Source organism: Buttiauxella sp. B2, from assembly GCF_006376615.1.
Taxonomy (GTDB): Bacteria; Pseudomonadota; Gammaproteobacteria; order Enterobacterales; family Enterobacteriaceae; genus Buttiauxella.
This window is the reverse complement of the sequence record NZ_VEXQ01000003.1, coordinates 29187-49562: the sequence shown is the minus strand read 5'-3', so window position 1 is coordinate 49562 and position 20376 is coordinate 29187. Positions and strand designations below refer to the sequence as shown.

Below are 20376 nucleotides of genomic sequence, written 5' to 3'. Positions count from 1 at the left end.
TATGAGCCGCGTTACGTTACGAATCACAGGGGCGCAGCTTCTGTGTAAAGAAGACCATCCTTCCTTACTGGCAACACTTGAGTCTCATCAGGTTGCCGTAGAATACCAATGTCGGGAAGGTTATTGCGGCTCATGCCGTACACGTCTGATTTCCGGACAGGTTAAGTGGCTCACTGAGCCACTGGCATTTATCCAACCCGGTGAAATATTACCTTGTTGCTGCCAGGCTCAAGGTGATATTGAAATAGAGATGTAAAAAAACAAAAACCTCCCGTGGGAGGTTTTTTAGTATCTAGTTCTGACCTTCTCTGGCTTTCATTTGTTGATGGTGTTTGTTCTCACTCACCATCACCACCAGCAACAGAACAACCGCCAGCACGCCGCCGCCAATCATCACCATAAAACCGCCGTCCCAGCCAAAGAAGTCAACGGTGTAGCCGACAATTGCGCTCGCCGCGACCGAGCCGCCAAGATAACCGAAGAGCCCGGTGAATCCTGCTGCGGTTCCGGCTGCTTTTTTCGGTGCCAGTTCCAGCGCATGCAGACCAATCAACATGACCGGCCCATAAATCAAGAAGCCGATGATAATCATGCACGCCATATCAACACCAGGATTACCCGGTGGGTTCAACCAGTAAACCACGGTCGCAATCGTTACCAGAATCATAAAGAACACACCGGTTGCACCACGATTCCCTCTGAATACTTTGTCCGACATCCAGCCGCAAAGTAGCGTTCCTGGGATACCTGCATATTCATAGAGGAAGTAGGCCCACGAAGACTTATCCAGCGTGAAGTGTTTCACTTCTTTCAGATACGTTGGTGACCAGTCGAGGATGCCGTAACGCAGTAAATAAACGAAAACGTTAGCAATGGCGATGTACCACAACAGACGGTTAGGGAAAACGTACTGCATGAAGATCTGTTTGGCTGTCAGCTCTTCTTCTGCCTTTTCGCTATAGTCGTCAGGATAATCGTTTTTGTATTCTTCAATTGACGGCAACCCGCAAGACTGCGGTGTATCGCGCATTAACGCAAAAGCAATCAACGCCACGAGTATCGCCGCAAACGCAGGCATATACAGAGCGGCATGCCAGTCGTTGAACCACGCCATTCCCAACAGGAACAGCAATGGCGGAAGGCCACCACCCACGTTATGCGCGCAGTTCCAGATGGAAACAATTCCTCCACGCTCTTTCTGTGACCACCAGTGCACCATGGTGCGCCCACACGGCGGCCACCCCATCCCCTGGAACCAGCCACAGAGGAACAGCAGCACAAACATCACTGCAATGCTTGATGTTGCCCATGGAACAAATCCCATAAACAGCATGACTAACGCCGCCAGAATCAAACCAGCAGGTAAGAAAACACGCGGATTAGAGCGGTCAGAAACTGACCCCATAATGAATTTTGAAAAACCGTAAGCGATGGAAATTCCTGAAAGTGCAAAGCCCAGGTCCCCACGGGAAAAGCCCTGATCCACCAGATATGGCATTGCAAGCGTGAAGTTTTTACGCACCAGATAATAGGCTGCGTAACCAAAGAAAATCCCCATAAAGATTTGCCAGCGCAGGCGCCGATAAGTTGGGTCGATGTGCTCGCTCTTCAGCCGTGGCTGGTGTGGGGTGGGTTTGAAAATGCTCAGCATAAATGCCTCCGTGGCAGGGTTTTATCAGGCAATGTTCTTTTGCGAGCGCATGTTAAGGATTATCGTGCTTAGTTAGTGTGAAACACCCCACAACATATTACATTTTTATTACAAATTATCGAAATAGTGCATGAAGTCACATTTCACTTTCGATTTATGCTCGAATTTGCTCGATATCAAACATTTAAAAAGTTATATGTGGCTGAATAGTGTTCACGCGGATCTTTCCTGGAGAAGAGCATGACAGCGGGACGCAAAGAAATGGATGTCATTATTATCGGTGGTGGAGCAACGGGCGCGGGAATTGCCAGAGACTGTGCACGGCGCGGGTTAAAAACTTTGTTGCTGGAAAGGCATGATATTGCCACCGGGGCAACCGGACGCAATCATGGATTACTCCATAGCGGTGCGCGATACGCCATGACAGATGGTGAATCTGCCAGGGAGTGTATTGAAGAAAACCGTATTCTTAAACGCATTGCTCACCATTGTATTGAACGAACAGATGGCTTGTTTATCACGCTTCCTGAAGATGATTTAGCCGTACAAAGCACGTTTATCATCTCTTGTCAGAACGCTGGGATTGACGCGCAGATACTTTCCCCCAAAGAAGCCTTACATCTGGAACCCGCCGCCAATCCTGAACTTATAGGTGCCGTTCGTGTACCCGATGGCACTGTCGATCCTTTCCGCCTTACCGCTGCCAATATGCTGGATGCCAGAGAGCATGGCGCAGAAATTTTCACCGGCCAGGAAGTTACAGGACTTATCCGTAGCGGGTCTCGGGTAACCGGTGTTCGGGTCTATAACCACAAAACCCGGCAACATCACGATTTGTACGCCAATATGGTGGTAAACGCCGCCGGGATCTGGGGACAACACATTGCAGAATATGCCGATTTGCGTGTTCGAATGCTGCCCGCCAAAGGCTCATTGCTGATACTCGGGCATCGCATCAATAACATGGTGATTAACCGCTGCCGTAAACCCGCTGATGCAGATATTTTAGTCCCCGGCGATACCATTTCGCTGATTGGTACTACCTCAACACCAATCGAGTACGATCAGATCGATAACATGCGCGTCACGCCGCAGGAGGTCGATATTCTGATTCGTGAAGGCGCGAAGCTTGCCCCAAAACTTGCTACAACCCGTATTCTGCGTGCGTATGCTGGTGTCCGCCCATTGGTGGCAAGCGATAACGATCCGACAGGAAGAAATGCCAGCCGCGGTATCGTGTTGTTGGATCATGCACTGCGCGACGGAATGGACGGTTTTATCACCATCACCGGTGGCAAACTGATGACTTATCGCCTGATGGCTGAATGGGCGACCAATTCCATATGTGAAAAACTCGGTAACACCCACCCCTGCACCACAGCAACTTCCCCGCTACCAGGTTCCGGTAGCTCGCAAGAAGAAACACTCAGTAAAGTCATCTCACTGCCGCCAACAATTAGACGTTCTGCGGTCTGGAGACATGGCGATCGTGCCGGGCAACTTCTGGCTGGTGACCGACTAAGCAATAGCCTGGTTTGCGAGTGCGAAGCCGTCACCGCAGGTGAAGTTCGCTACGCGGCCAACAATCTTGCAGTCAGCAATCTTGGCGATTTACGCCGCCGTACTCGCGTTGGTATGGGCACTTGTCAGGGCGAGCTTTGCGCCTGTCGGGCGGCAGGGTTATTACAGCGCTTTAACTCCTCGTCGTCTGCACAATCGCTCGACGAACTTTCTATTTTTCTCAACGAGCGTTGGAAAGGAATCCGACCCATTGCCTGGGACGATGCACTGCGGGAAAGCGAATTCACCGCCTGGGTTTATCAGGGATTGTGTGGATTAAAAAAAGGAACGCCACAATGAAATTCGACAACCTGATTATTGGCGGTGGCTTAGCCGGGTTAGTATGCGGTATCCGTCTGGCGGAAGCGGGTCAACGTTGTGCCATCATCAGCCGAGGGCAAAGTGCACTGCATTTTTCATCCGGCTCACTGGACTTGCTGGCGGAATTGCCCGACGGCAGCCCGGTGAATTTCCCTTTGCAGGCACTGGAAGCATTGAAACAACAAGCACCCGAGCACCCTTACAGCTTGATGGGAGCAGATAATGTATCTCGTTATGCCGCAGATAGCGAAGCGCTGCTTGCTCGTTGCAATATCACGCTACAAGGAAGCTATCAGCAAAATCATCAGCGCATTACGCCGCTTGGTACGCAACGCGCAACGTGGCTCAGCCCAGAAGAAATTCCCACCGCCCCGCTCCCCTGGAAACACATAACAGTGGTGGGCATCGCTGGGTTTCTCGATTTTCAGCCCGAACTGGTTGCCGGTTCACTGGCAGAAAACAATATCGCGGTACAAACCGCCGAGCTTACGCTCCCCGCATTAGACACCCTTCGTAATAACCCCAGCGAGTTTCGCGCCGCCAACATCGCCCGCTTATTGGATATGCCCGAGCAGCAGTTGCTACTGATTAAAGAACTTAAAGCGCTGGCGAACAAAACTGACGCCCTGTTCCTTCCCGCTTGTCTGGGAAGTCATGATGAGAAAATCTGGCAGACAATAAGTCGCGAATTACCGTGCCAGCTTCGCCTATTACCCACACTGCCACCATCAGTGCTTGGTATGAGGATGTACCATCAATTGCATCGCCGCTTCCAGCAGCTCAAAGGGATAATGATGCCTGGCGATGCGGTGCTTAACACAAAAATGGGCCAGAACAATGTCAGCGCCATTTTCACGCGCAATCACGCAGAAATCCCGCTGCGAGCCACGAGCTATATCCTTGCCAGCGGTAGCTTTTTCAGTAACGGTCTGGAAGCGAAATTTAGCGGGATACGAGAGCCAATTTTCGGCCTTGATATTCGTGGCCCATTGCTGCGTGAAGAATGGTGTAAAGAAGACTTTTTCTGCCCTCAACCATACCTACAGGCAGGCGTCGGCATAGATGAATATTTTCACCCAACACTCGCTGGGCAGCGCATCGAAAATCTTTATGCCATCGGTTCTGTACTTGCCGGATTTGACCCGCTACAGCAAGGCTGCGGTGCCGGGGTATCCATGACTGGCGCATTGCATGTCGCACAACAAATTCTTGATTCTAAGGGGGCTGGCGCATGAATCTGCTCGATGAAACTGGTTTTGAAAACTGTATTAAATGCACCGTTTGCACCACCGTCTGCCCGGTAAGCCGGGTTAATCCCGATTATCCAGGCCCAAAGCAGTCCGGGCCAGATGGCGAACGCCTACGTCTGAAAGATAGCGCGCTTTACGATGATGCCCTTAAATATTGCACCAACTGCAAACGTTGCGAAGTGGCCTGCCCGTCTGATGTGAAAATTGGCGATATTATCCAGCGCGCTAAAGCCCGCTTCGGCAAATCACCTTTCAACTTAAGAGACACCATTCTCAGCCACACCGATTTGATGGGAACGCTTTCAACGCCATTTGCACCACTGGTGAATACAGCAACGTCACTAAAACCGGTGAGAAGCTTGCTCGATAAAACCTTGGGCATCGACAGCCATCGCGAATTACCCAAATATTCAGCCGGAACTTTTCGCCGTTGGTATCGAAACCAGGCGAGCCAGCAGCAAGATTTTGCGCAACAAGTCGCGTTTTTCCACGGTTGCTACGTGAACTACAATCATCCACAACTAGGTAAAGATCTGCTGTGCGTAATGAATGCCATGGGAGTCGGCGTGCAATTGCTGGAGCGAGAAAAATGCTGCGGTGTGCCATTGATTGCTAACGGTTTTATTGATAAAGCCAAAAAGCAGGCGAATATTAATGCGGATTCCCTGCGCAAGGCCGTATTGGAACGTAATCTTCCGGTTATCGCCACCTCGTCGACCTGCACCTTTACCCTGCGCGATGAATACCCGCAAGTACTGGATATCGACACTCGTCCAATGCGCGACCATATCGAACTGGCAACACGGTTTATCTGGAAATTACTGGAAGAGGGTCGAGAGCTAAAACTAAAAGCGTTACCACTGCGTATTGCCTATCACACACCCTGCCATATGGAGAAAATGGGATGGTCATTGTATACGCTTGATCTATTGCGTCGTCTGCCGGGAGTCGAGCTGGTAATGCTGGATTCTCAATGCTGCGGAATTGCCGGAACGTATGGATTTAAAAAGGAAAACTATCAAACTTCGCAGAGTATCGGCGCACCATTATTCCAGCAAATAGAGGAAAGTGGTGTTGATTTGGTGGTAACGGATTGTGAAACATGTAAATGGCAGATTGAGATGTCCACCAGTAAAAAATGCGAGCACCCGATTACTCTGTTGGCTCAGGCACTCGCGTAATACTTAAATTTCTACGGATTCAACAACATTAATCCAGCCATGTTCTGCAGCGACATCCCAGCCATTGAGCCAGCGACGCAGCATGTTTAATGCCATCATCGCGCAGACTTCCTGGCATGTACGAAGGGCATGGCGATTAACACTGAATTTCACATGCAGGCCGTAAGTGCCTGTCGGCGTGTGCAATGCGAAATTAAGATGTTCATCATCCAGACTTCCCACCACCAGCGTTAACGCACTCCCTGCAAGTTGCGCGAAATTGCGCGCGCGCGCGGTAAGCTGCGCCAGTGTTTCAGGGCGTGATGAGAGAACTTCGCTATTGCCAAGCGGGGCTTGTGCGCTTGAAAGTTGCAAACACAGCAAACCGGCAGTGAATTGCTCGCTGACTGCAATGTTGAGTGATTGTGCTCTCAGGCGCTCGGCCAATTGCGCAGGTAGTCCTTCCGTTCCTTCAAATATCGCACTCTCACCCGCCACACGCTGCACTCGCGGCCATACAGCCTCCATTGCTTCGCGTTGACTGGCAGGCCCAGTCAGTTTCAGTTCAATAATTGGCATTGATGAGCGGTAGCCCATCACCGCACCTTCCGGTAACGGCAGCGGATCCAGGCTTTGAGCCAGCTCACTTTCAGAACGCCCGAAAGTGGTCAGACGTAGGCAAACTGGCGGTTCTGGCAGCACGAAGCGCTCACGCAGACGCGGCATGATTTGCCTATCAACCATCACTTTAAATTCTGAAGGCACTCCGGGTGTGAAGAACATCAAACAGCGGTTAAGTTGCAAAGCAAACCCGCACGCAGTGCCGACCGGGTTATCAACCATTTCGCTGGTAGCGGGAATTAATGCTTGTTTGCGATTGCTGGGAGCCATTTCGCGCCCGCGCTCTGCAAAGAAACGTTCCATGTGTGCGAGCCATTCCTGATGCATCACAAGCTCAACGCCTGCTGCGGTAGCGGCTGCTAGCGCACTAAGATCATCGCTGGTTGGCCCAAGTCCGCCGTTCACAATCAGAATATCGGCATGCTCGCTACGTTCTTTGAGCACCGCGATTAAATCATCAAGACTGTCACCCACCGTATTGCGGCGCGACATCGGTAAACCCTGGTTAAAAAAGTAATCAGCAAGCCAGGCTGCATTGGTGTCAATAATTTGGCCATGCAGAACTTCGTCGCCGGTAGACAGCATTTCCACTTTTATCATCGTTGTACTCCGCGGGAAGGGAACAGCTCACTATAACCTATACGAAATGGAAATGGATTGGGGGGCAAATAGATAGGCCGTAGCGGGCGCTACGGCCAGACGATATTAGAAACGCGCGCTCACACCTACATATGGGCCATCAGCGATGGTGTTATTACGATCGCCGTCTTTACCTTCAACGCCAATGTAACGATAACCCGCTTCAATGCTAACTGGGCGAAGAATAGCCCAACGCGCACCTGCGCTGCCTTCCTGGTAGTTTTTCACGCCACTGGACAGTGAATCCGGGGAGTAATAGTAATCACCAAACACGGTGAAGCTTTCAAAAATCGGCCAGCTCAGACCGCCACCTACAGCAACCGCATAACCTTCTTTGCTGTCGTTCGGGTTCAGATAAACCGCGCGACCACCCACAGTTGCCATCATCGGCCCCAATGGAACATTCAGACCTAAGCCAAGACCGACAGTATCGCCATCGTCATCGTTGTGCGCATAGTTACCGGTGACAGCAATACCGGCTGATTCCGTACCAAAACCAACGCCAACGTTAGTATATTTTTCACCCGCTTCACCGCTGACACTGATGGCGCTTGCAGATGCTGAAACGAGGGCTAAACCAGCAACACCCGCCATTAATAATTTGTTCATGCTTTCGATCCTTAGCAAAAAAAGGGAGATCCTTTAAAAAAGGCCGATTCTACAGCCACTAATCATTCAATCAATGCGTTAGAGATGCTTTTTGTTATTCGTTTGTAAGAAAATGAAAAAAACTGGCAATCTCGTGACAGGATCAATGAATGGCAGCGATAGAAAGTGCCAAATTGCTCATAGGCCATAACTTCCCCATAAATAAACAGAACACCTCGATCCGCTTTTGGCCGCAATTCACATTGATACATGGAGACAACAATGAGCAAGAAAGGATTAACGACTGCATCCGGGGCTCCAGTAGCCCACAATAATAATGTCGCAACCGCTGGCCCCCGTGGCCCAATGCTACTACAGGACGTATGGTTTCTAGAGAAACTCGCCCACTTTGACCGTGAAGTTATTCCGGAGCGTCGTATGCACGCCAAAGGCTCTGGTGCATTTGGTACGTTTACTGTCACACACGATATTACACAGTTCACCCGTGCAAAGATCTTCTCTGAGATTGGCAAAAAAACCGAGCTGTTCCTTCGTTTCTCAACCGTAGCAGGCGAACGTGGCGCCGCAGATGCCGAGCGTGATATTCGCGGCTTCTCCATGAAATTTTATACCGAAGAAGGCAACTGGGATTTAGTCGGCAACAACACCCCCGTGTTCTATCTTCGCGACCCGCTAAAATTCCCTGATTTAAACCACGTAGTGAAGCGCGACCCACGTACCAACCTGCGTAACGCCACCTACAAATGGGATTTCTTCTCACAGCTTCCTGAATCTGTGCACCAGTTAACCATCGACTTTAGCGACCGCGGCCTGCCACGTTCTTACCGTCATATCCATGGTTTTGGTAGCCACACCTTCAGCTTTATCAATAGCGACAACGAGCGTTTCTGGGTGAAATTCCACCTGAAAACACAGCAGCAAATCGCCAACCTGATGGACGATGAAGCAGCAGCAATTATCGCAAATGACCGTGAAAGCTCACAGCGCGACTTGTTTGATTCCATTGAAGGCGGTGATTTCCCACGCTGGAAATTCTACGTGCAAATCATGCCGGAAGCGGAAGCCTCGCAGACTTCATACAACCCGTTTGACCTGACAAAAGTCTGGCCACACGGTGATTATCCGCTGATTGAAGTGGGTGAACTTGAACTGAACCGTAACCCAGACAACTACTTTGCCGATGTTGAGCAAGTGGCAATGTCTCCGGCGAACGTGGTACCAGGCATTGGTTTCTCTCCAGACCGTATGCTGCAAGGCCGCCTGTTCTCTTACGGTGATGCGCACCGCTACCGTTTGGGTGTTAACCATCATCAAATCCCGGTTAACGCACCGAAATGCCCGTTCCATAACTACCACCGTGATGGCGCGATGCGTATTGATGGAAACAGCGGCAATGGCCCAACCTATGAGCCAAACAGCTTTAATGTGTTCCAGGAGCAGCCTGATTTCAGCGAACCGCCGTTAAGTCTGGAAGGCGCGGCGGATCACTGGAACCATCGTGAAGATACTGACTACTTCACGCAGCCACGCGCGCTGTATAACCTGTTGAGTAATGAAGAGCACCAACGCATGTTTAACCGTATTGCCGGTGATATGAAAGATGTTCCAGAGTTTATTCAGGAGCGCCAGATTGCTCTGTTTAACCAGGTGCATCCGGAGTATGGCGCGGGTGTAGCGGCAGCACTTAACGAATTGAAATAACACGTATTGTGGCGGGGTGTATCCCCGCCTTTTTAAATCGCAGCCAATTTAACTCTGACCAGTAACCCACCCAATGCTGAACGTAACAATTCAGGCCGTGTCCGATGATAACGCGCAATATCATTCACCAGTGCCAATCCAATTCCTGCGCCACTTTGCTCTGCACTGTTATCTAAACGGTGGAACGGCATCAGCGCGTGGCGAACCTGCCCGTTTTCAATGCCGGGGCCGTTGTCCTCAATCTCAAGCCATACAATTTGCGATTCATCGCGGGTCACACGAATGGTGACAATACCGTTATCTGGCGTGTATTTGAGGGCATTATCCAGCAGGTTCATGCACATTTCCCCCAGCAAAACTGGCTCGCCGGTTATCCAGGCCGTGGGCAACCCTTCATAACCCAAATCGATATTTTTGCTTCTTGCCTGCGCAAGGCTTGAGAAACAACACGCCTGCGCGATTTTCACCAAATCAACCGCTTCCATTGCCTGCCCGTCTGTCTGGTCAAGCCGGCTAAGGCGTGAGAGCTGTAATAATTGCTCGGTCAAATGAATGGTGTTATCGAGTGTGCTTTGCATCGCTACCAGGCTTTCTCGCCACTGCATTGGGTCAGAACTGCTGAGCGCTACGGATGCCTGAGTTTTTAGCACCGTTAACGGTGTGCGAAGCTGGTGAGACGCATCGGCGCTGAATCGCGCCTGGCGAGCAACCAGGCTACGCAATCGGTCGATATAACGGTTAAACGAGACAATCAGCAAGCGTGTTTCCGACCACGGTAGTAAATCCGGCAGCGGCGTTAAGTCACCTGAGTCGCGTCGGGCCATCTGCACCGAAAGCTGGCGCATCGGTTTAAGCACTCGTCTCAAAAGTAGCCAGGCAAGCGTCAGTGTCAGCAAAACCAGACCGCCTTGCGTGAGTGCTGCTGACATTAACAACCGCACCGCCAGATAGCGCCGCGACTGAATAGTTTCAGCGACAATAATTTGTGCCATGCCATTCACTCCACCCTCGTTAACGGGCTGAAGCAAACGCGCAACGCGCAACGTTTGTCCTCGATATTCGGCGTCATAGAACCATGCCAGTGCCGGATACAACTCCGTGCCCGGCGTATTTTTTGGCATATCAGGCAGGTCGTCGTATCCCGAGATAACGTTGCCGTGCGTATCAGTGACTTTGTAATACAATCTGTCGTCCATGTTGCGCTCAAAGCTATCGAGCACCACCCACGGAACATCAACCGCAAGCTTTCCGTCATGCACCACGAGCTGCTCCGCAACGGTACGCGTCGAGGCAAGCAATGTGCGATCGTAAGCTTGAGTGGCAGCATTCATGGCACTTAAATAACTACTAGCCGCCGAAAAACCCCACAAAATAAATAACGGTAAACCGAGGAAAAGCAGCAGTTGCCCAAACAAAGACTTCGGTTTAAAGGTGCGCATCACTGCACTCCAGCACGTAACCAAGCCCGCGTAGCGTGGTGATTTGTACATTACTGGTGGCTAATTTTTTGCGTAGACGATGGATATAAAGCTCGATAGATTCCGGGCTAGCTTCGTCGCTTAAACTGAACACTTGTTCATACAATTGCTGCTTGGGTACCGGACGCGTGCGGCGATACATCAACACCGTCAAAATGGCGTGTTCACGCGGCGTTAATGCCAACGGTTTGTTTTCCAGTAAGAAGTAACCTTCATCATGAAGCGTAAGCTGCCCTAATTGTTGTTGCTCGTGAATTTGGCCTTCGCTGCGCCGCACCAGTGCCCGCAGCCGCGCATCCAGTTCCTCGAGATCAAACGGTTTGGGCAGATAGTCATCGGCCCCCGTATTCAGCCCTTTAACGCGGTCACTCACTGTGCTGTGCGCTGTCAGTAACAGCACTGGCAACGTCTGCCCGCGCTTACGCAAACGCTGTAACACTTCAAGACCATCCATTCTTGGCATCCCGATATCCATTACCGCGACCGCATAGCGTTCGTTTTGTAAGAGATGGTCGGCGGCCTGGCCGTCAAACACACAATCCACAGCAAAGCCTGCTTGTATCAGGGCTTTTTCCAGCCAGTGAGCCAGCTCACGGTTATCTTCTGCGAGTAAGAGACGCATATCACATCCTGTAAAGTTTCTGCTGCCGTGAAAGGTAAATGAAAGGTTAATGCTTTAACAATCACGCAACCGAGCTACTGCAAGGCGGTTCACATAATGCGAAACATCTACCGGCTTTTTTGACGTGAGGATGAAGATAAGAATGAAACGTACTCTACTTTCTGGTTTTACCGCTTCAGCGTTGTTATTAACCGCTTTCAATACACTGGCAGCAGAAGTGCCATCGCGCACTGAATGCATCGCCCCGGCTAAGCCTGGAGGCGGTTTTGATCTGACCTGCAAACTGATTCAGGTCAGCCTGCAAGAAACCGGTGTGCTTGAGAAACCCATGCGTGTCACCTACATGCCTGGCGGCGTTGGGGCTGTTGCGTACAATGCGATTGTTGCCCAGCGTCCTGCTGAAGCCGGCACCGTTGTAGCCTTCTCCGGTGGTTCGTTATTGAACCTGTCGCAAGGCAAGTTTGGCCGTTATGGCGTGGACGATGTGCGCTGGCTGGCGAGCGTCGGCACCGACTACGGAATGATTGCCGTGCGTGCTGATTCACCCTGGACCGATCTGAAGTCCCTGCTTGCTGCGATGGAAAAAGACCCTAACAGCGTGGTGATTGGTGCCGGAGCATCTATCGGCAGCCAGGACTGGATGAAAACCGCGTTGCTGGCGCAAAAAGCCAATGTTGATCCTCACAAGATGCGTTACGTCGCCTTTGAAGGCGGCGGCGAACCAGTTACAGCACTGATGGGCAACCACGTGCAGGCGGTTTCTGGTGACCTGAGCGAAATGGTGCCTTATCTCAATGGCGACAAACTGCGCGTGCTGGCGGTGTTCTCAAACGAACGTTTACCAGGCGAGCTGGCAAAAATCCCTACCGCTAAAGAGCAAGGTTTTGATCTGGTCTGGCCGATTATTCGTGGCTTCTACGTTGGCCCGAAAGTCAGCGATGCGGAATACCAGTGGTGGGTCGAAACCTTCAACAAACTCCAGCAAACCGAAGATTTTAAAAAGCAGCGCGATCTCCGTGGCCTATTCGAATTCAACATGACAGGCCAGGAGCTGGATGCTTACGTGAAGAAGCAGGTCACTGGCTACCGCGAACAAGCCAAAGCATTTGGCCTGGCTAAGTAACCGGAGGCAATGATGAGCGATCGTATTTTTGCCGGGATCTGGATTGCTCTGTGTATTGCTGGCCTGTTTGTCGGCTGGCAAATCCAAAGCGAATACAGTTACGAACCCTTAGGGCCACGCCCGTTTCCTTTAGCCATTATTGGCCTGATGTTGATGTGCGCAGTGTTGCTGATACTGCGCCACCCAGACGTGGTGGAGTGGCCACATCGCCGGACGCTACAACGTTTGGCGGTTATGGTCATCAGCCTTGCTCTTTATGCATGGGCGTTTGAATGGCTCGGCTTCCCACTGGCAACGACGCTCCTCACCGCCAGCATTGGTCTGCTGTTTGGCGCAACAATTCCGGCTGCATTAATTTCCGGTGCCGTCATGGGCGGGGTGTTGTTCTACTCCTTTGACCGCCTGCTGGACGTCACGCTTCCTCTCGGTGTTTGGCTGAGCTAACGGAGAATTTATGGATACCTGGTTCTACTTATCACAAGGGTTCGCCGTTGCTCTGACGCCGGAAAACTTGATGATTGCCCTGATTGGTTGCTTTGTCGGCACCATCGTCGGATTACTGCCGGGCCTTGGCCCAATTAACGGAGTGGCGATTTTACTGCCGCTCGCATTCGCTCTTAAATTACCGCCGGAGTCAGCGCTGATTTTGCTGGCTACGGTTTACATCGGATGCGAATACGGGGGACGCATCTCGTCGATATTGCTTAACGTTCCGGGAGATGCAGCCGCCATTATGACCGCGCTCGACGGTTATCCAATGGCGAAACAAGGTCGTGGCGGCGTAGCATTATCCATTTCCGCGGTGAGTTCCTTTATCGGCTCACTGCTGGCCATTATCGGTATCATTCTTTTTGCACCGGCACTCGCGCAGTGGTCACTGGCTTTCGGACCCGCCGAATATTTTGCACTAATGGTCTTTGCCATTGCCTGCCTCGGTAGCATGATGGCGCAAAACCCGCTTAAATCTTTCCTTGCAGCGTTGATTGGTCTGGGTCTTGCCACTGTCGGAGTGGATGCCAACACCGGGGTATATCGCTTCACATTTGATAGCGTTCACCTCTCCGACGGTGTGCAATTTATTGTTGTCGTGATTGGTCTTTTCTCGGTTTCTGAAATTCTGCTCATGCTGGAAAGCACCAGCAGCGGTCAGGTACTGGTGCGTAAAACCGGGCGCATGATGTTTAACATGAAAGAAGCCGCACAGTGTTCTGGCGTGGCACTGCGATCTTCTGTTATCGGCTTCTTTGTGGGGATTTTACCTGGTGCTGGTGCCACCATTGCCTCCGCCATCGCCTACATGACCGAGAAGAAAATCAGTGGCAATAGCGAGACATTCGGGAAAGGCGATATTCGTGGCGTGGCCGCACCGGAAGCGGCAAATAACGCTTCTGCGTGTGGGTCGTTTATCCCAATGCTAACGCTTGGCGTACCGGGTTCAGGCACCACAGCGGTGATGATGGGAGCGCTGACCCTTTATAACATCACACCGGGTCCGGCAATGTTTACCGAACAGCCAGATATCGTTTGGGGGTTGATTGCTTCACTACTGATTGCCAACGTCATGCTGCTTATCATGAACATCCCGTTAATCGGTTTCTTCACCAAGATGCTGAGCATTCCGTTGTGGTTCCTGGTGCCTGCGATTGCCGCTGTTTCTGCGGTTGGTGTTTACGCGGTACACAGCACCACCTTCGATTTGTTGCTGATGGTTGGACTGGGTGTGCTGGGCTATATTTTGCGCAAAATGCACTTCCCAATGTCACCATTAATTCTGGGCTTCGTTTTGGGTGAAATGTTGGAGCAAAACCTGCGTCGCGCGCTGTCTATCAGCAACGGTGGGTTGAGCATTCTGTGGGAAAGTGGTGTGGCGAAAGGTCTGCTGATTATGGCGATTGTCGTGATTACCGTACCACCGGTTTTGCGATTGATTCGTCGTCAGCGTAAAGCGACTGTAGACGTGGCATAAAATTTACCGCCCTATTTATAGGGCGGTAACCCACTGAGTTAACTGCAAGCGTGAAATTTTAATCCCGCCTTGTTTTAATTCATCAGGCAAACGTAACCAACGCACCGGTTGCTGAAAACGGGCAATCTTCCCTTCCAGCCAGCCGGCAAGCAATGTGATATCAAAATCTGGTGCGGCTTCAACTACCGCTACCGGGCGCTGGCCAAATTCAGCATCATCAATCGGCACGACAAATGCTTGTTTAACCGCCGGATGTTTTTCGATAACGCGCTCGATCTCTTCAGGCTGTACCCCTTCCCCGCCGCTAAAAAACAGGTTATCGAGACGGCCAATAATCGTCAGCCGCTTCCCGTTTAACACACCGCGATCGCGAGTGGCAAACCAACCTTCAGAATTTAATAACGGCAGCACTTTCCCGGCTTTCCAGTATCCCGACGCCAGGCTACTTGCGCGTACCCACACTTCTTCGTCAATGATTGAAACTTCTCGCCCAGGCAGCGCTTCTCCGACATCAGGCAAGCCATCAGCCCGTTTAGCGCAAACTGTGGAAGCAAGTTCCGTTAACCCATAACCGCACCAGCAGTTTATGCCTTTTTCCTGCGCGGCTTGCGTAAGCTCGACAGGAATGGCCGCGCCACCCAACAGCACTTCACGCAAAGTTAACGGCGGTGATTGCTCCAGCAAACGCCAGAGCTGTGTTGGCACAAGCGATGCGTGAGTACAACCTTGCAGTGCATCACATAAAGGATGTAAATCACGCACCACAAGGCTACCGCCCGCCAATAACCAACGCCACAAAATGCCCTGGCCTGAAACGTGAAACAACGGTAGCGAAAGCAACCAACTGTCATTCGCGCCATAATTCATTACCGCAAGCACGCCTGCGGCACTCGCCAGATGTGCGTTGCAGGTATGAACCGCCGCTTTGGGTAAACCGGTGGAGCCCGAGGTCAGCGTCATCGACGCATACCGTGAAGGCTCCCAGGCAATCTTAAAATGTTCACCTTTCAACATGGTTAACGGATTGATATCCGCGATGGAGAGCGATGAACCAAAAGTTAGGCCGTGGCTGATAGTCAGATCGGGTAACAGCTGTTCGAGCAGCGATTCAGGCAACTGCGGATTGAGCGGTAAAACACGCGCACCACATTGCCACAACGCAAGAATCGCCAATAACATTTCGGGGCAGTTTTTAGAGCGCAGCGCAACACCTTGCCCTTCACGCACACCTTGTTGATAAAAGCCGCCTGCCAGTACGTCAACCTGCTGGCTTAACTCTCGCCAGCTCAAACTTCTATCACCTAAAGTAAGAGCTGGCTCTGTACCCCGAATTTGCGCCCAGTGCTGCCAGGGAAAATCTTGAAAACTCATAACACTCGCTCAAGCGATTCCAAAGACCAGCACGGCAATGGACTGTCTGGCCATTCGCGAACCAGTTGTGCCTGCATCAACGACAGCGTATCAAGCCCAGGTAAAGTTTGCGGAGTCAACCACGCAGCAATTCGCGCCAGTTGTGTCAAACCGAGGCTGGACTCAATTGACGAGCTGATGACCGCCGTCAAACCCAACGAATGAGCCTGTTCTACCTGCTGGCGAACTTTGGCGAGGCTTCCGGTCAACGTTGGCTTGATAACAACCGCGCTTAGGCCAGACTCGGCGACAAACTCAAAATCCGGCTCGCGCAAGCTTTCATCCCAGGCAATCGCAATTCCCGTTTCACGGGCAAACTCGCGAGATTGTTCACGGGTTTTGCACGGTTCTTCGATAAACGCGATACGCGGGCGGAAGTCTGGGTTGACGTATTTGGCAAACTGTTGTGCTTTGAGCGGCGTCCATCCGCGGTTTGCATCAAGACGCAAACGTAAATCTGGCATCGCTTCCAGTAAGAGGTTGACCACCATTCCATCACGCACTGCTTCGTACAAGCCCACTTTCACCTTAGCGATTTTCTCGCCTGGGATTGCGGCAAGCATGCCGAACAGTTCGTCGGGATCGCCCGTACACAGCGGGGCGGTACGGTAATCTGCCGCCTGTGGCAATTCACCGCTGATTTCCGCCAGGGCACAACTCAGACCAAAGGCGACTGAGGGCATTTCAGGTAACTCGCCACAACCGCCCGCTTGCCAGGCTTGCAACCAAACTTGTGCCGTCTGTTGGGCATCATCGACGGTTTCAGCGCTAAATCCAGGCAACGGAGAAATTTCACCGAAGCCTTGTTTATCACCATCAGTCAGACGCACCAGAAGCCCATCGCGTGTTTTCAGGCGCCGCTCGCGCAGCACCACTCCCGCATCCATTGGCACCTGAAAGCGCCATAGTTCGACGCTACGCATTACGGATTCCGTTTAAATTTGCTGAAGTCTGGCTGGCGTTTTTGGTTGAACGCGTTGCGGCCTTCCTGACCTTCCTCAGTCATATAGAACAGCATCGTGGCGTTACCTGCCAGTTCCTGCAAACCTGCCTGCCCATCACAATCAGCATTCAGTGCGGCTTTCAGGCAACGCAGTGCCATTGGGCTGTTTTGCAGCATTTCACGGCACCAGCGAACGGTTTCTTTTTCAAGATCAGCATTAGGTACAACAGTGTTCACCAGACCCATATCCAGCGCTTCTTTCGCGTCGTACTGGCGACACAGGAACCAGATTTCACGTGCTTTTTTCTGGCCGACAATACGCGCCATGTAAGATGCTCCCCAGCCGCCATCGAATGAACCCACTTTCGGGCCAGTCTGGCCAAAGACTGCGTTTTCAGCAGCGATTGTCAGGTCACACATCATATGCAGCACATGACCGCCACCGATGGAGTAACCCGCAACCATCGCCACAACAGGTTTTGGGCAAGTACGGATCTGGCGCTGGAAATCCAGCACATTCAGGTGATGGGTACCGCTCGCATCCTGATAGCCGCCGTAATCGCCACGCACTTTTTGGTCACCGCCTGCGCAGAACGCTTTTTCGCCTTCGCCAGTCAGAATGATGGTACCGATATTGTCGTCGTAGCGGGCATCAGCCAGCGCGTTGATCATCTCTTTCACGGTCAACGGACGGAAAGCATTGCGCACTTCAGGGCGGTTGATAGTGATTTTAGCGATGCCATCGGCAGATTTGTGATAACGGATATCGGCGTAACCTTCCGAGCAATCCTGCCATTCAATCGGGGCATAGAGCATTTTTTCATCTGGGTAAATCATGGTGTATCCTCGATAGGTTTTCGCAATAAGTTGAGCACACAGGCACTGAATGCAGCAGGGTTTTCCCGGTGCGCATTGTGGCCTGCGTCAGTAATAAGATGCGGTGACAAGCCTAAGCTTTGTGCCACGGCACGGAATTTTTCATCCCGTTCACCGCAAAGATAGTAAAAAGGCAATGGCAATTGTTTTAGCCTTGCCTGCAAATCAGGCTGATTGCCCAGTGATGTGGCCTCAAGCATGGTGGCGAGAGTCAGTGCATTATTCTGACTACGCACTGCGATAAGCGCGCTGCGTTGCTCGTCGCTTAACGACTGAAATACCGCTTGTTGATACCAGTCATGCAGCACGTCTTTTAGCGGTTCAGTACGCAAGCGCTGCGCCCAAAGATGGTCATTGGCTTGCCGCTCACGACGGGCATTTTCATCAATAAGTCCCGGATGGCTGCCTTCGACAATCAGTCCGCACATACCCGCATTCTCACCCTGACAAGCATGGTACATCGCCACACGTCCACCAAGGGAATAGCCGATCATCCAGTAATTTAGAATGTTGTAACTAAGCAGCGTATCGTGCAGTAGTTTTTCGAACTGCGAAAAATTAGTCGCCGTGATATCTGCTGATTTTCCGTGACCGGGCAAATCGATGCGCAGTTGCGGCCAGTCAGTGAAATGTTCGCTAACCACTTCCCACTCCTGCTGACTGCCTAAGAAACCATGCAACCAGACCAGGCATGGCAAGTTTGCATCGCGCCCTTCGCGGAAAATTGCATGCAAAATCATGCCTGGCTAACCTGCGCCAACAAATTCTGCAAAGTTTGTGCGCCATCAGTTTCAGCAACCGTTAGCTCTATAATGGTCGCTTGCGGGCTCCGCCAGGCATTATTAACGGCTTCCTGTAATGCTTCCCAGCTTGTGGGGTTGTGATACGCGAGGCTAAACATCGCTGCTGCGTGGGAAAAATTAACGTTCTGCGGCATGGTGTAGAAGCGTTCGCGTTCCGTTGCAGGCGTCGGCAATAGAGAGAAAATTTGCCCACCGTTATTATTGACGATCAGCAGAACAAACGGCGCAGAAACCTGGCGTAATAATGCCAGCGAGTTGATGTCATACAGTGCGGAGAGATCGCCGACAATTGCCAGCGTCGTGCGTGCGGTAGCCCGTTGCACACCTGCGGCCGTTGAAAGCAAACCATCAATACCGCTGGCACCGCGGTTACTAAACACCGGATAACCCGCAGGCATTTGCGCAAAGGCATCGACCAGGCGAACAATCAGGCTATTACCGACAAACAGTTGCCCGGCGTCCGGTAACAGCTCTGGCAGACGAGCAGCAACCTGCCCCTCGCCAAATTCGGTAGTGCCTTTTTTCACTGCCTGCTGTGCGATTTTTGCTAGTGTGGTTAATTTCTCAGCCCAAACCCCACGCTTTTCAGCGGGATGAAGCTCCAGCCACAGAGAAATATCACAAGATAAACGACGACCGCGATGATTAGCAGGATCAAGCCGGTTTGGCAGGTTATCCACCAGCCAGTATTCTTCCGGTTCGCATGTCGCCTGCCATTGCAGTACACGTTTCCCCGTAAGGCTGCTGCCAAACTGGATAATAATTTGCGCTTCGGCAAGTTCAGTGACCGCCTGGCTGTTACTTAGCCATAGATCAGCGCATGGCAGCGGCTGCCCGGTTTGCGATAGCACATCGCCAATCAGCGGCCAACCCAATGTTTTTGCCCATTCAGCGACCTGTTTACCTTCATCCGCACTCAAACGTCCTGCAACAACTACGCCGCGTTTTTGCCGCCAGAAAAACCAGTCTCGCTGTTTAATGGCTTCCTGAACTGAGCCTGTGCGCAGCCAGGGTTTATCGCCTTGCCACCAGTCACCCAGTGCCATAAGCCAGTTCATGCCGGTTTCATCTTGCTCGCCATATAACGGCTCAGCAAATGGACAATTAATGTGAACTGCACCAGCCGTTTGTTGCCCCAGCGCGTTATCAATAGTCGAAACTAACCAACGTGCAGGTATATCCTGCGTCGGACGCGGTAAATTGACGGACTGAGTGGGATGGGAACTGAATATTCCTTGCTGGCGAATCGCCTGATTAGCACCGCAATCAATAAGCTCAGGTGGACGATCGGCTGTGAGCACGACCAGCTTTTCGCCCGTGAGACCCGCTTCAATGATTGCCGGATAAAGGTTTGCGACAGCGGTACCCGAAGTAACAATAATCGCAACCGGAGCCCGACTGGCTTTTGCCAGGCCTAATGCCAGGTGCCCTAAACCACGCTCATCAAAGTGCGTATGACAAATAAAGGCCCTGTTTTCAGCCGCTGAAAGGGTAAGCGGTGTAGAACGCGAACCGGGAGCGATACACACATGGCGTATCCCGTGGCGGGTTAGCGCTTCAAGAATTACCGTAGCCCAACGGCGGTTAAATGAGCTTATCGACATGATTAGGTCCTGAGTCAATTTTGCTGACTCATTATAAAT

General features: G+C 51.6%; 18 protein-coding genes. 8 read left to right on the top strand and 10 right to left on the bottom strand.

Going from position 1 to position 20376, the window contains the following annotated elements; genetic code table 11:
• The first annotated feature begins 1 nt into the window (after position 1).
• Positions 2-256, top strand: a complete 255-nt coding sequence (gene yfaE / locus FH968_RS05230) for a class I ribonucleotide reductase maintenance protein YfaE (RefSeq protein WP_139878092.1) — start codon at positions 2-4, stop codon at positions 254-256.
• A gap of 36 nt (positions 257-292) precedes the next feature.
• Here yfaE and glpT read toward each other — a convergent pair whose 3' ends face one another.
• Positions 293-1651, bottom strand: coding sequence for a glycerol-3-phosphate transporter (gene glpT / locus FH968_RS05225; RefSeq protein WP_139878091.1), 1359 nt, complete (start codon positions 1649-1651; stop codon positions 293-295).
• 240 nt (positions 1652-1891) lie between these two features.
• Between glpT and glpA the strand changes: the two genes are divergently transcribed.
• Genes glpA through glpC form a run of 3 tightly spaced genes read left to right on the top strand, consistent with a single transcriptional unit; the run spans position 1892 to position 5963 of the window.
• The gene (glpA, locus tag FH968_RS05220; protein ID WP_139878090.1) at positions 1892-3511 is read left to right on the top strand and encodes an anaerobic glycerol-3-phosphate dehydrogenase subunit A; all 1620 of its coding nucleotides are present in this window, start codon (positions 1892-1894) and stop codon (positions 3509-3511) included.
• On the top strand, positions 3508-4767 hold the full coding sequence (gene glpB / locus FH968_RS05215) for a glycerol-3-phosphate dehydrogenase subunit GlpB (RefSeq protein WP_139878089.1): 1260 nt from the start codon (positions 3508-3510) through the stop codon (positions 4765-4767). The genes glpA and glpB overlap by 4 nt, the downstream gene beginning before the upstream one ends.
• On the top strand, positions 4764-5963 hold the full coding sequence (glpC, locus tag FH968_RS05210) for an anaerobic glycerol-3-phosphate dehydrogenase subunit GlpC (RefSeq protein WP_139878088.1): 1200 nt from the start codon (positions 4764-4766) through the stop codon (positions 5961-5963). Before glpB ends, glpC begins: the two co-directional genes overlap by 4 nt.
• A gap of 3 nt (positions 5964-5966) precedes the next feature.
• Here the strand turns inward: glpC and FH968_RS05205 are convergent, their stop codons facing one another.
• Together FH968_RS05205 and FH968_RS05200 are read right to left on the bottom strand one after the other, a co-directional pair.
• Complete coding sequence (locus FH968_RS05205) at positions 5967-7163, bottom strand: nicotinamide mononucleotide deamidase-related protein YfaY (protein WP_139878087.1); 1197 nt, start codon at positions 7161-7163, stop codon at positions 5967-5969.
• Between the two features lie 105 nt (positions 7164-7268).
• Positions 7269-7811, bottom strand: coding sequence for a YfaZ family outer membrane protein (locus FH968_RS05200; protein ID WP_139878086.1), 543 nt, complete (start codon positions 7809-7811; stop codon positions 7269-7271).
• Between the two features lie 261 nt (positions 7812-8072).
• On the opposite strand from FH968_RS05200, the gene katA reads away from it, so the two are divergent.
• Complete coding sequence (katA, locus tag FH968_RS05195; protein ID WP_139878085.1) at positions 8073-9512, top strand: catalase KatA; 1440 nt, start codon at positions 8073-8075, stop codon at positions 9510-9512.
• A gap of 32 nt (positions 9513-9544) precedes the next feature.
• Here the strand turns inward: katA and FH968_RS05190 are convergent, their stop codons facing one another.
• A complete protein-coding gene (locus FH968_RS05190) occupies positions 9545-10951 on the bottom strand; it encodes a sensor histidine kinase (RefSeq protein WP_139878084.1) in 1407 nt (468 codons plus the stop codon).
• The gene (tctD, locus tag FH968_RS05185) at positions 10938-11612 is read right to left on the bottom strand and encodes a transcriptional regulator TctD (RefSeq protein ID WP_139878083.1); all 675 of its coding nucleotides are present in this window, start codon (positions 11610-11612) and stop codon (positions 10938-10940) included. The genes FH968_RS05190 and tctD overlap by 14 nt, the downstream gene beginning before the upstream one ends.
• 142 nt (positions 11613-11754) lie before the next feature.
• Here tctD and FH968_RS05180 point away from each other — a divergent pair, with 142 nt between their 5' ends.
• The 3 genes from FH968_RS05180 to FH968_RS05170 are packed head-to-tail and all read left to right on the top strand — an operon-like array spanning position 11755 to position 14701.
• The gene (locus tag FH968_RS05180) at positions 11755-12735 is read left to right on the top strand and encodes a tripartite tricarboxylate transporter substrate binding protein (RefSeq protein ID WP_139878082.1); all 981 of its coding nucleotides are present in this window, start codon (positions 11755-11757) and stop codon (positions 12733-12735) included.
• Between the two features lie 9 nt (positions 12736-12744).
• Entirely contained in the window at positions 12745-13179 is a 435-nt protein-coding gene (locus FH968_RS05175) for a tripartite tricarboxylate transporter TctB family protein (protein WP_139878081.1), read from the top strand.
• 10 nt (positions 13180-13189) lie between these two features.
• Positions 13190-14701 carry a tripartite tricarboxylate transporter permease gene (locus FH968_RS05170; RefSeq protein ID WP_139878080.1) on the top strand — a complete coding sequence of 504 codons (1512 nt, stop codon included), beginning with the start codon at positions 13190-13192 and terminating at the stop codon, positions 14699-14701.
• 15 nt (positions 14702-14716) lie between these two features.
• Here FH968_RS05170 and menE read toward each other — a convergent pair whose 3' ends face one another.
• The 5 genes from menE to menD are packed head-to-tail and all read right to left on the bottom strand — an operon-like array spanning position 14717 to position 20337.
• Positions 14717-16072, bottom strand: coding sequence for an o-succinylbenzoate--CoA ligase (menE, locus tag FH968_RS05165; RefSeq protein ID WP_139878079.1), 1356 nt, complete (start codon positions 16070-16072; stop codon positions 14717-14719).
• Positions 16069-17034: an o-succinylbenzoate synthase gene (menC, locus tag FH968_RS05160; RefSeq protein ID WP_139878078.1), complete on the bottom strand. Its 966-nt coding sequence runs from the start codon at positions 17032-17034 to the stop codon at positions 16069-16071. The genes menE and menC overlap by 4 nt, the downstream gene beginning before the upstream one ends.
• Positions 17034-17891: a 1,4-dihydroxy-2-naphthoyl-CoA synthase gene (gene menB / locus FH968_RS05155; protein ID WP_139878077.1), complete on the bottom strand. Its 858-nt coding sequence runs from the start codon at positions 17889-17891 to the stop codon at positions 17034-17036. Before menB ends, menC begins: the two co-directional genes overlap by 1 nt.
• On the bottom strand, positions 17888-18670 hold the full coding sequence (menH, locus tag FH968_RS05150; RefSeq protein WP_139878076.1) for a 2-succinyl-6-hydroxy-2,4-cyclohexadiene-1-carboxylate synthase: 783 nt from the start codon (positions 18668-18670) through the stop codon (positions 17888-17890). The genes menB and menH overlap by 4 nt, the downstream gene beginning before the upstream one ends.
• Positions 18667-20337, bottom strand: a complete 1671-nt coding sequence (menD, locus tag FH968_RS05145; RefSeq protein WP_139878075.1) for a 2-succinyl-5-enolpyruvyl-6-hydroxy-3-cyclohexene-1-carboxylic-acid synthase — start codon at positions 20335-20337, stop codon at positions 18667-18669. The genes menH and menD overlap by 4 nt, the downstream gene beginning before the upstream one ends.
• Positions 20338-20376: the final 39 nt, after the last annotated feature.

Coding starts and splice junctions, on each gene's coding strand:
- tctD (WP_139878083.1), bottom strand. CDS start 11,612: ATGCGTCTCTTACTCGCAGAAGATAACCGTGAGCTGGCTCACTGGCTG.
- FH968_RS05170 (WP_139878080.1), top strand. CDS start 13,190: ATGGATACCTGGTTCTACTTATCACAAGGGTTCGCCGTTGCTCTGACG.
- menD (WP_139878075.1), bottom strand. CDS start 20,337: ATGTCGATAAGCTCATTTAACCGCCGTTGGGCTACGGTAATTCTTGAA.
- glpC (WP_139878088.1), top strand. CDS start 4,764: ATGAATCTGCTCGATGAAACTGGTTTTGAAAACTGTATTAAATGCACC.
- FH968_RS05205 (WP_139878087.1), bottom strand. CDS start 7,163: ATGATAAAAGTGGAAATGCTGTCTACCGGCGACGAAGTTCTGCATGGC.
- FH968_RS05190 (WP_139878084.1), bottom strand. CDS start 10,951: ATGCGCACCTTTAAACCGAAGTCTTTGTTTGGGCAACTGCTGCTTTTC.
- glpA (WP_139878090.1), top strand. CDS start 1,892: ATGACAGCGGGACGCAAAGAAATGGATGTCATTATTATCGGTGGTGGA.
- glpT (WP_139878091.1), bottom strand. CDS start 1,651: ATGCTGAGCATTTTCAAACCCACCCCACACCAGCCACGGCTGAAGAGC.
- menC (WP_139878078.1), bottom strand. CDS start 17,034: ATGCGTAGCGTCGAACTATGGCGCTTTCAGGTGCCAATGGATGCGGGA.
- menE (WP_139878079.1), bottom strand. CDS start 16,072: ATGAGTTTTCAAGATTTTCCCTGGCAGCACTGGGCGCAAATTCGGGGT.
- FH968_RS05180 (WP_139878082.1), top strand. CDS start 11,755: ATGAAACGTACTCTACTTTCTGGTTTTACCGCTTCAGCGTTGTTATTA.
- menH (WP_139878076.1), bottom strand. CDS start 18,670: ATGATTTTGCATGCAATTTTCCGCGAAGGGCGCGATGCAAACTTGCCA.
- FH968_RS05200 (WP_139878086.1), bottom strand. CDS start 7,811: ATGAACAAATTATTAATGGCGGGTGTTGCTGGTTTAGCCCTCGTTTCA.
- glpB (WP_139878089.1), top strand. CDS start 3,508: ATGAAATTCGACAACCTGATTATTGGCGGTGGCTTAGCCGGGTTAGTA.
- yfaE (WP_139878092.1), top strand. CDS start 2: ATGAGCCGCGTTACGTTACGAATCACAGGGGCGCAGCTTCTGTGTAAA.
- FH968_RS05175 (WP_139878081.1), top strand. CDS start 12,745: ATGATGAGCGATCGTATTTTTGCCGGGATCTGGATTGCTCTGTGTATT.
- katA (WP_139878085.1), top strand. CDS start 8,073: ATGAGCAAGAAAGGATTAACGACTGCATCCGGGGCTCCAGTAGCCCAC.
- menB (WP_139878077.1), bottom strand. CDS start 17,891: ATGATTTACCCAGATGAAAAAATGCTCTATGCCCCGATTGAATGGCAG.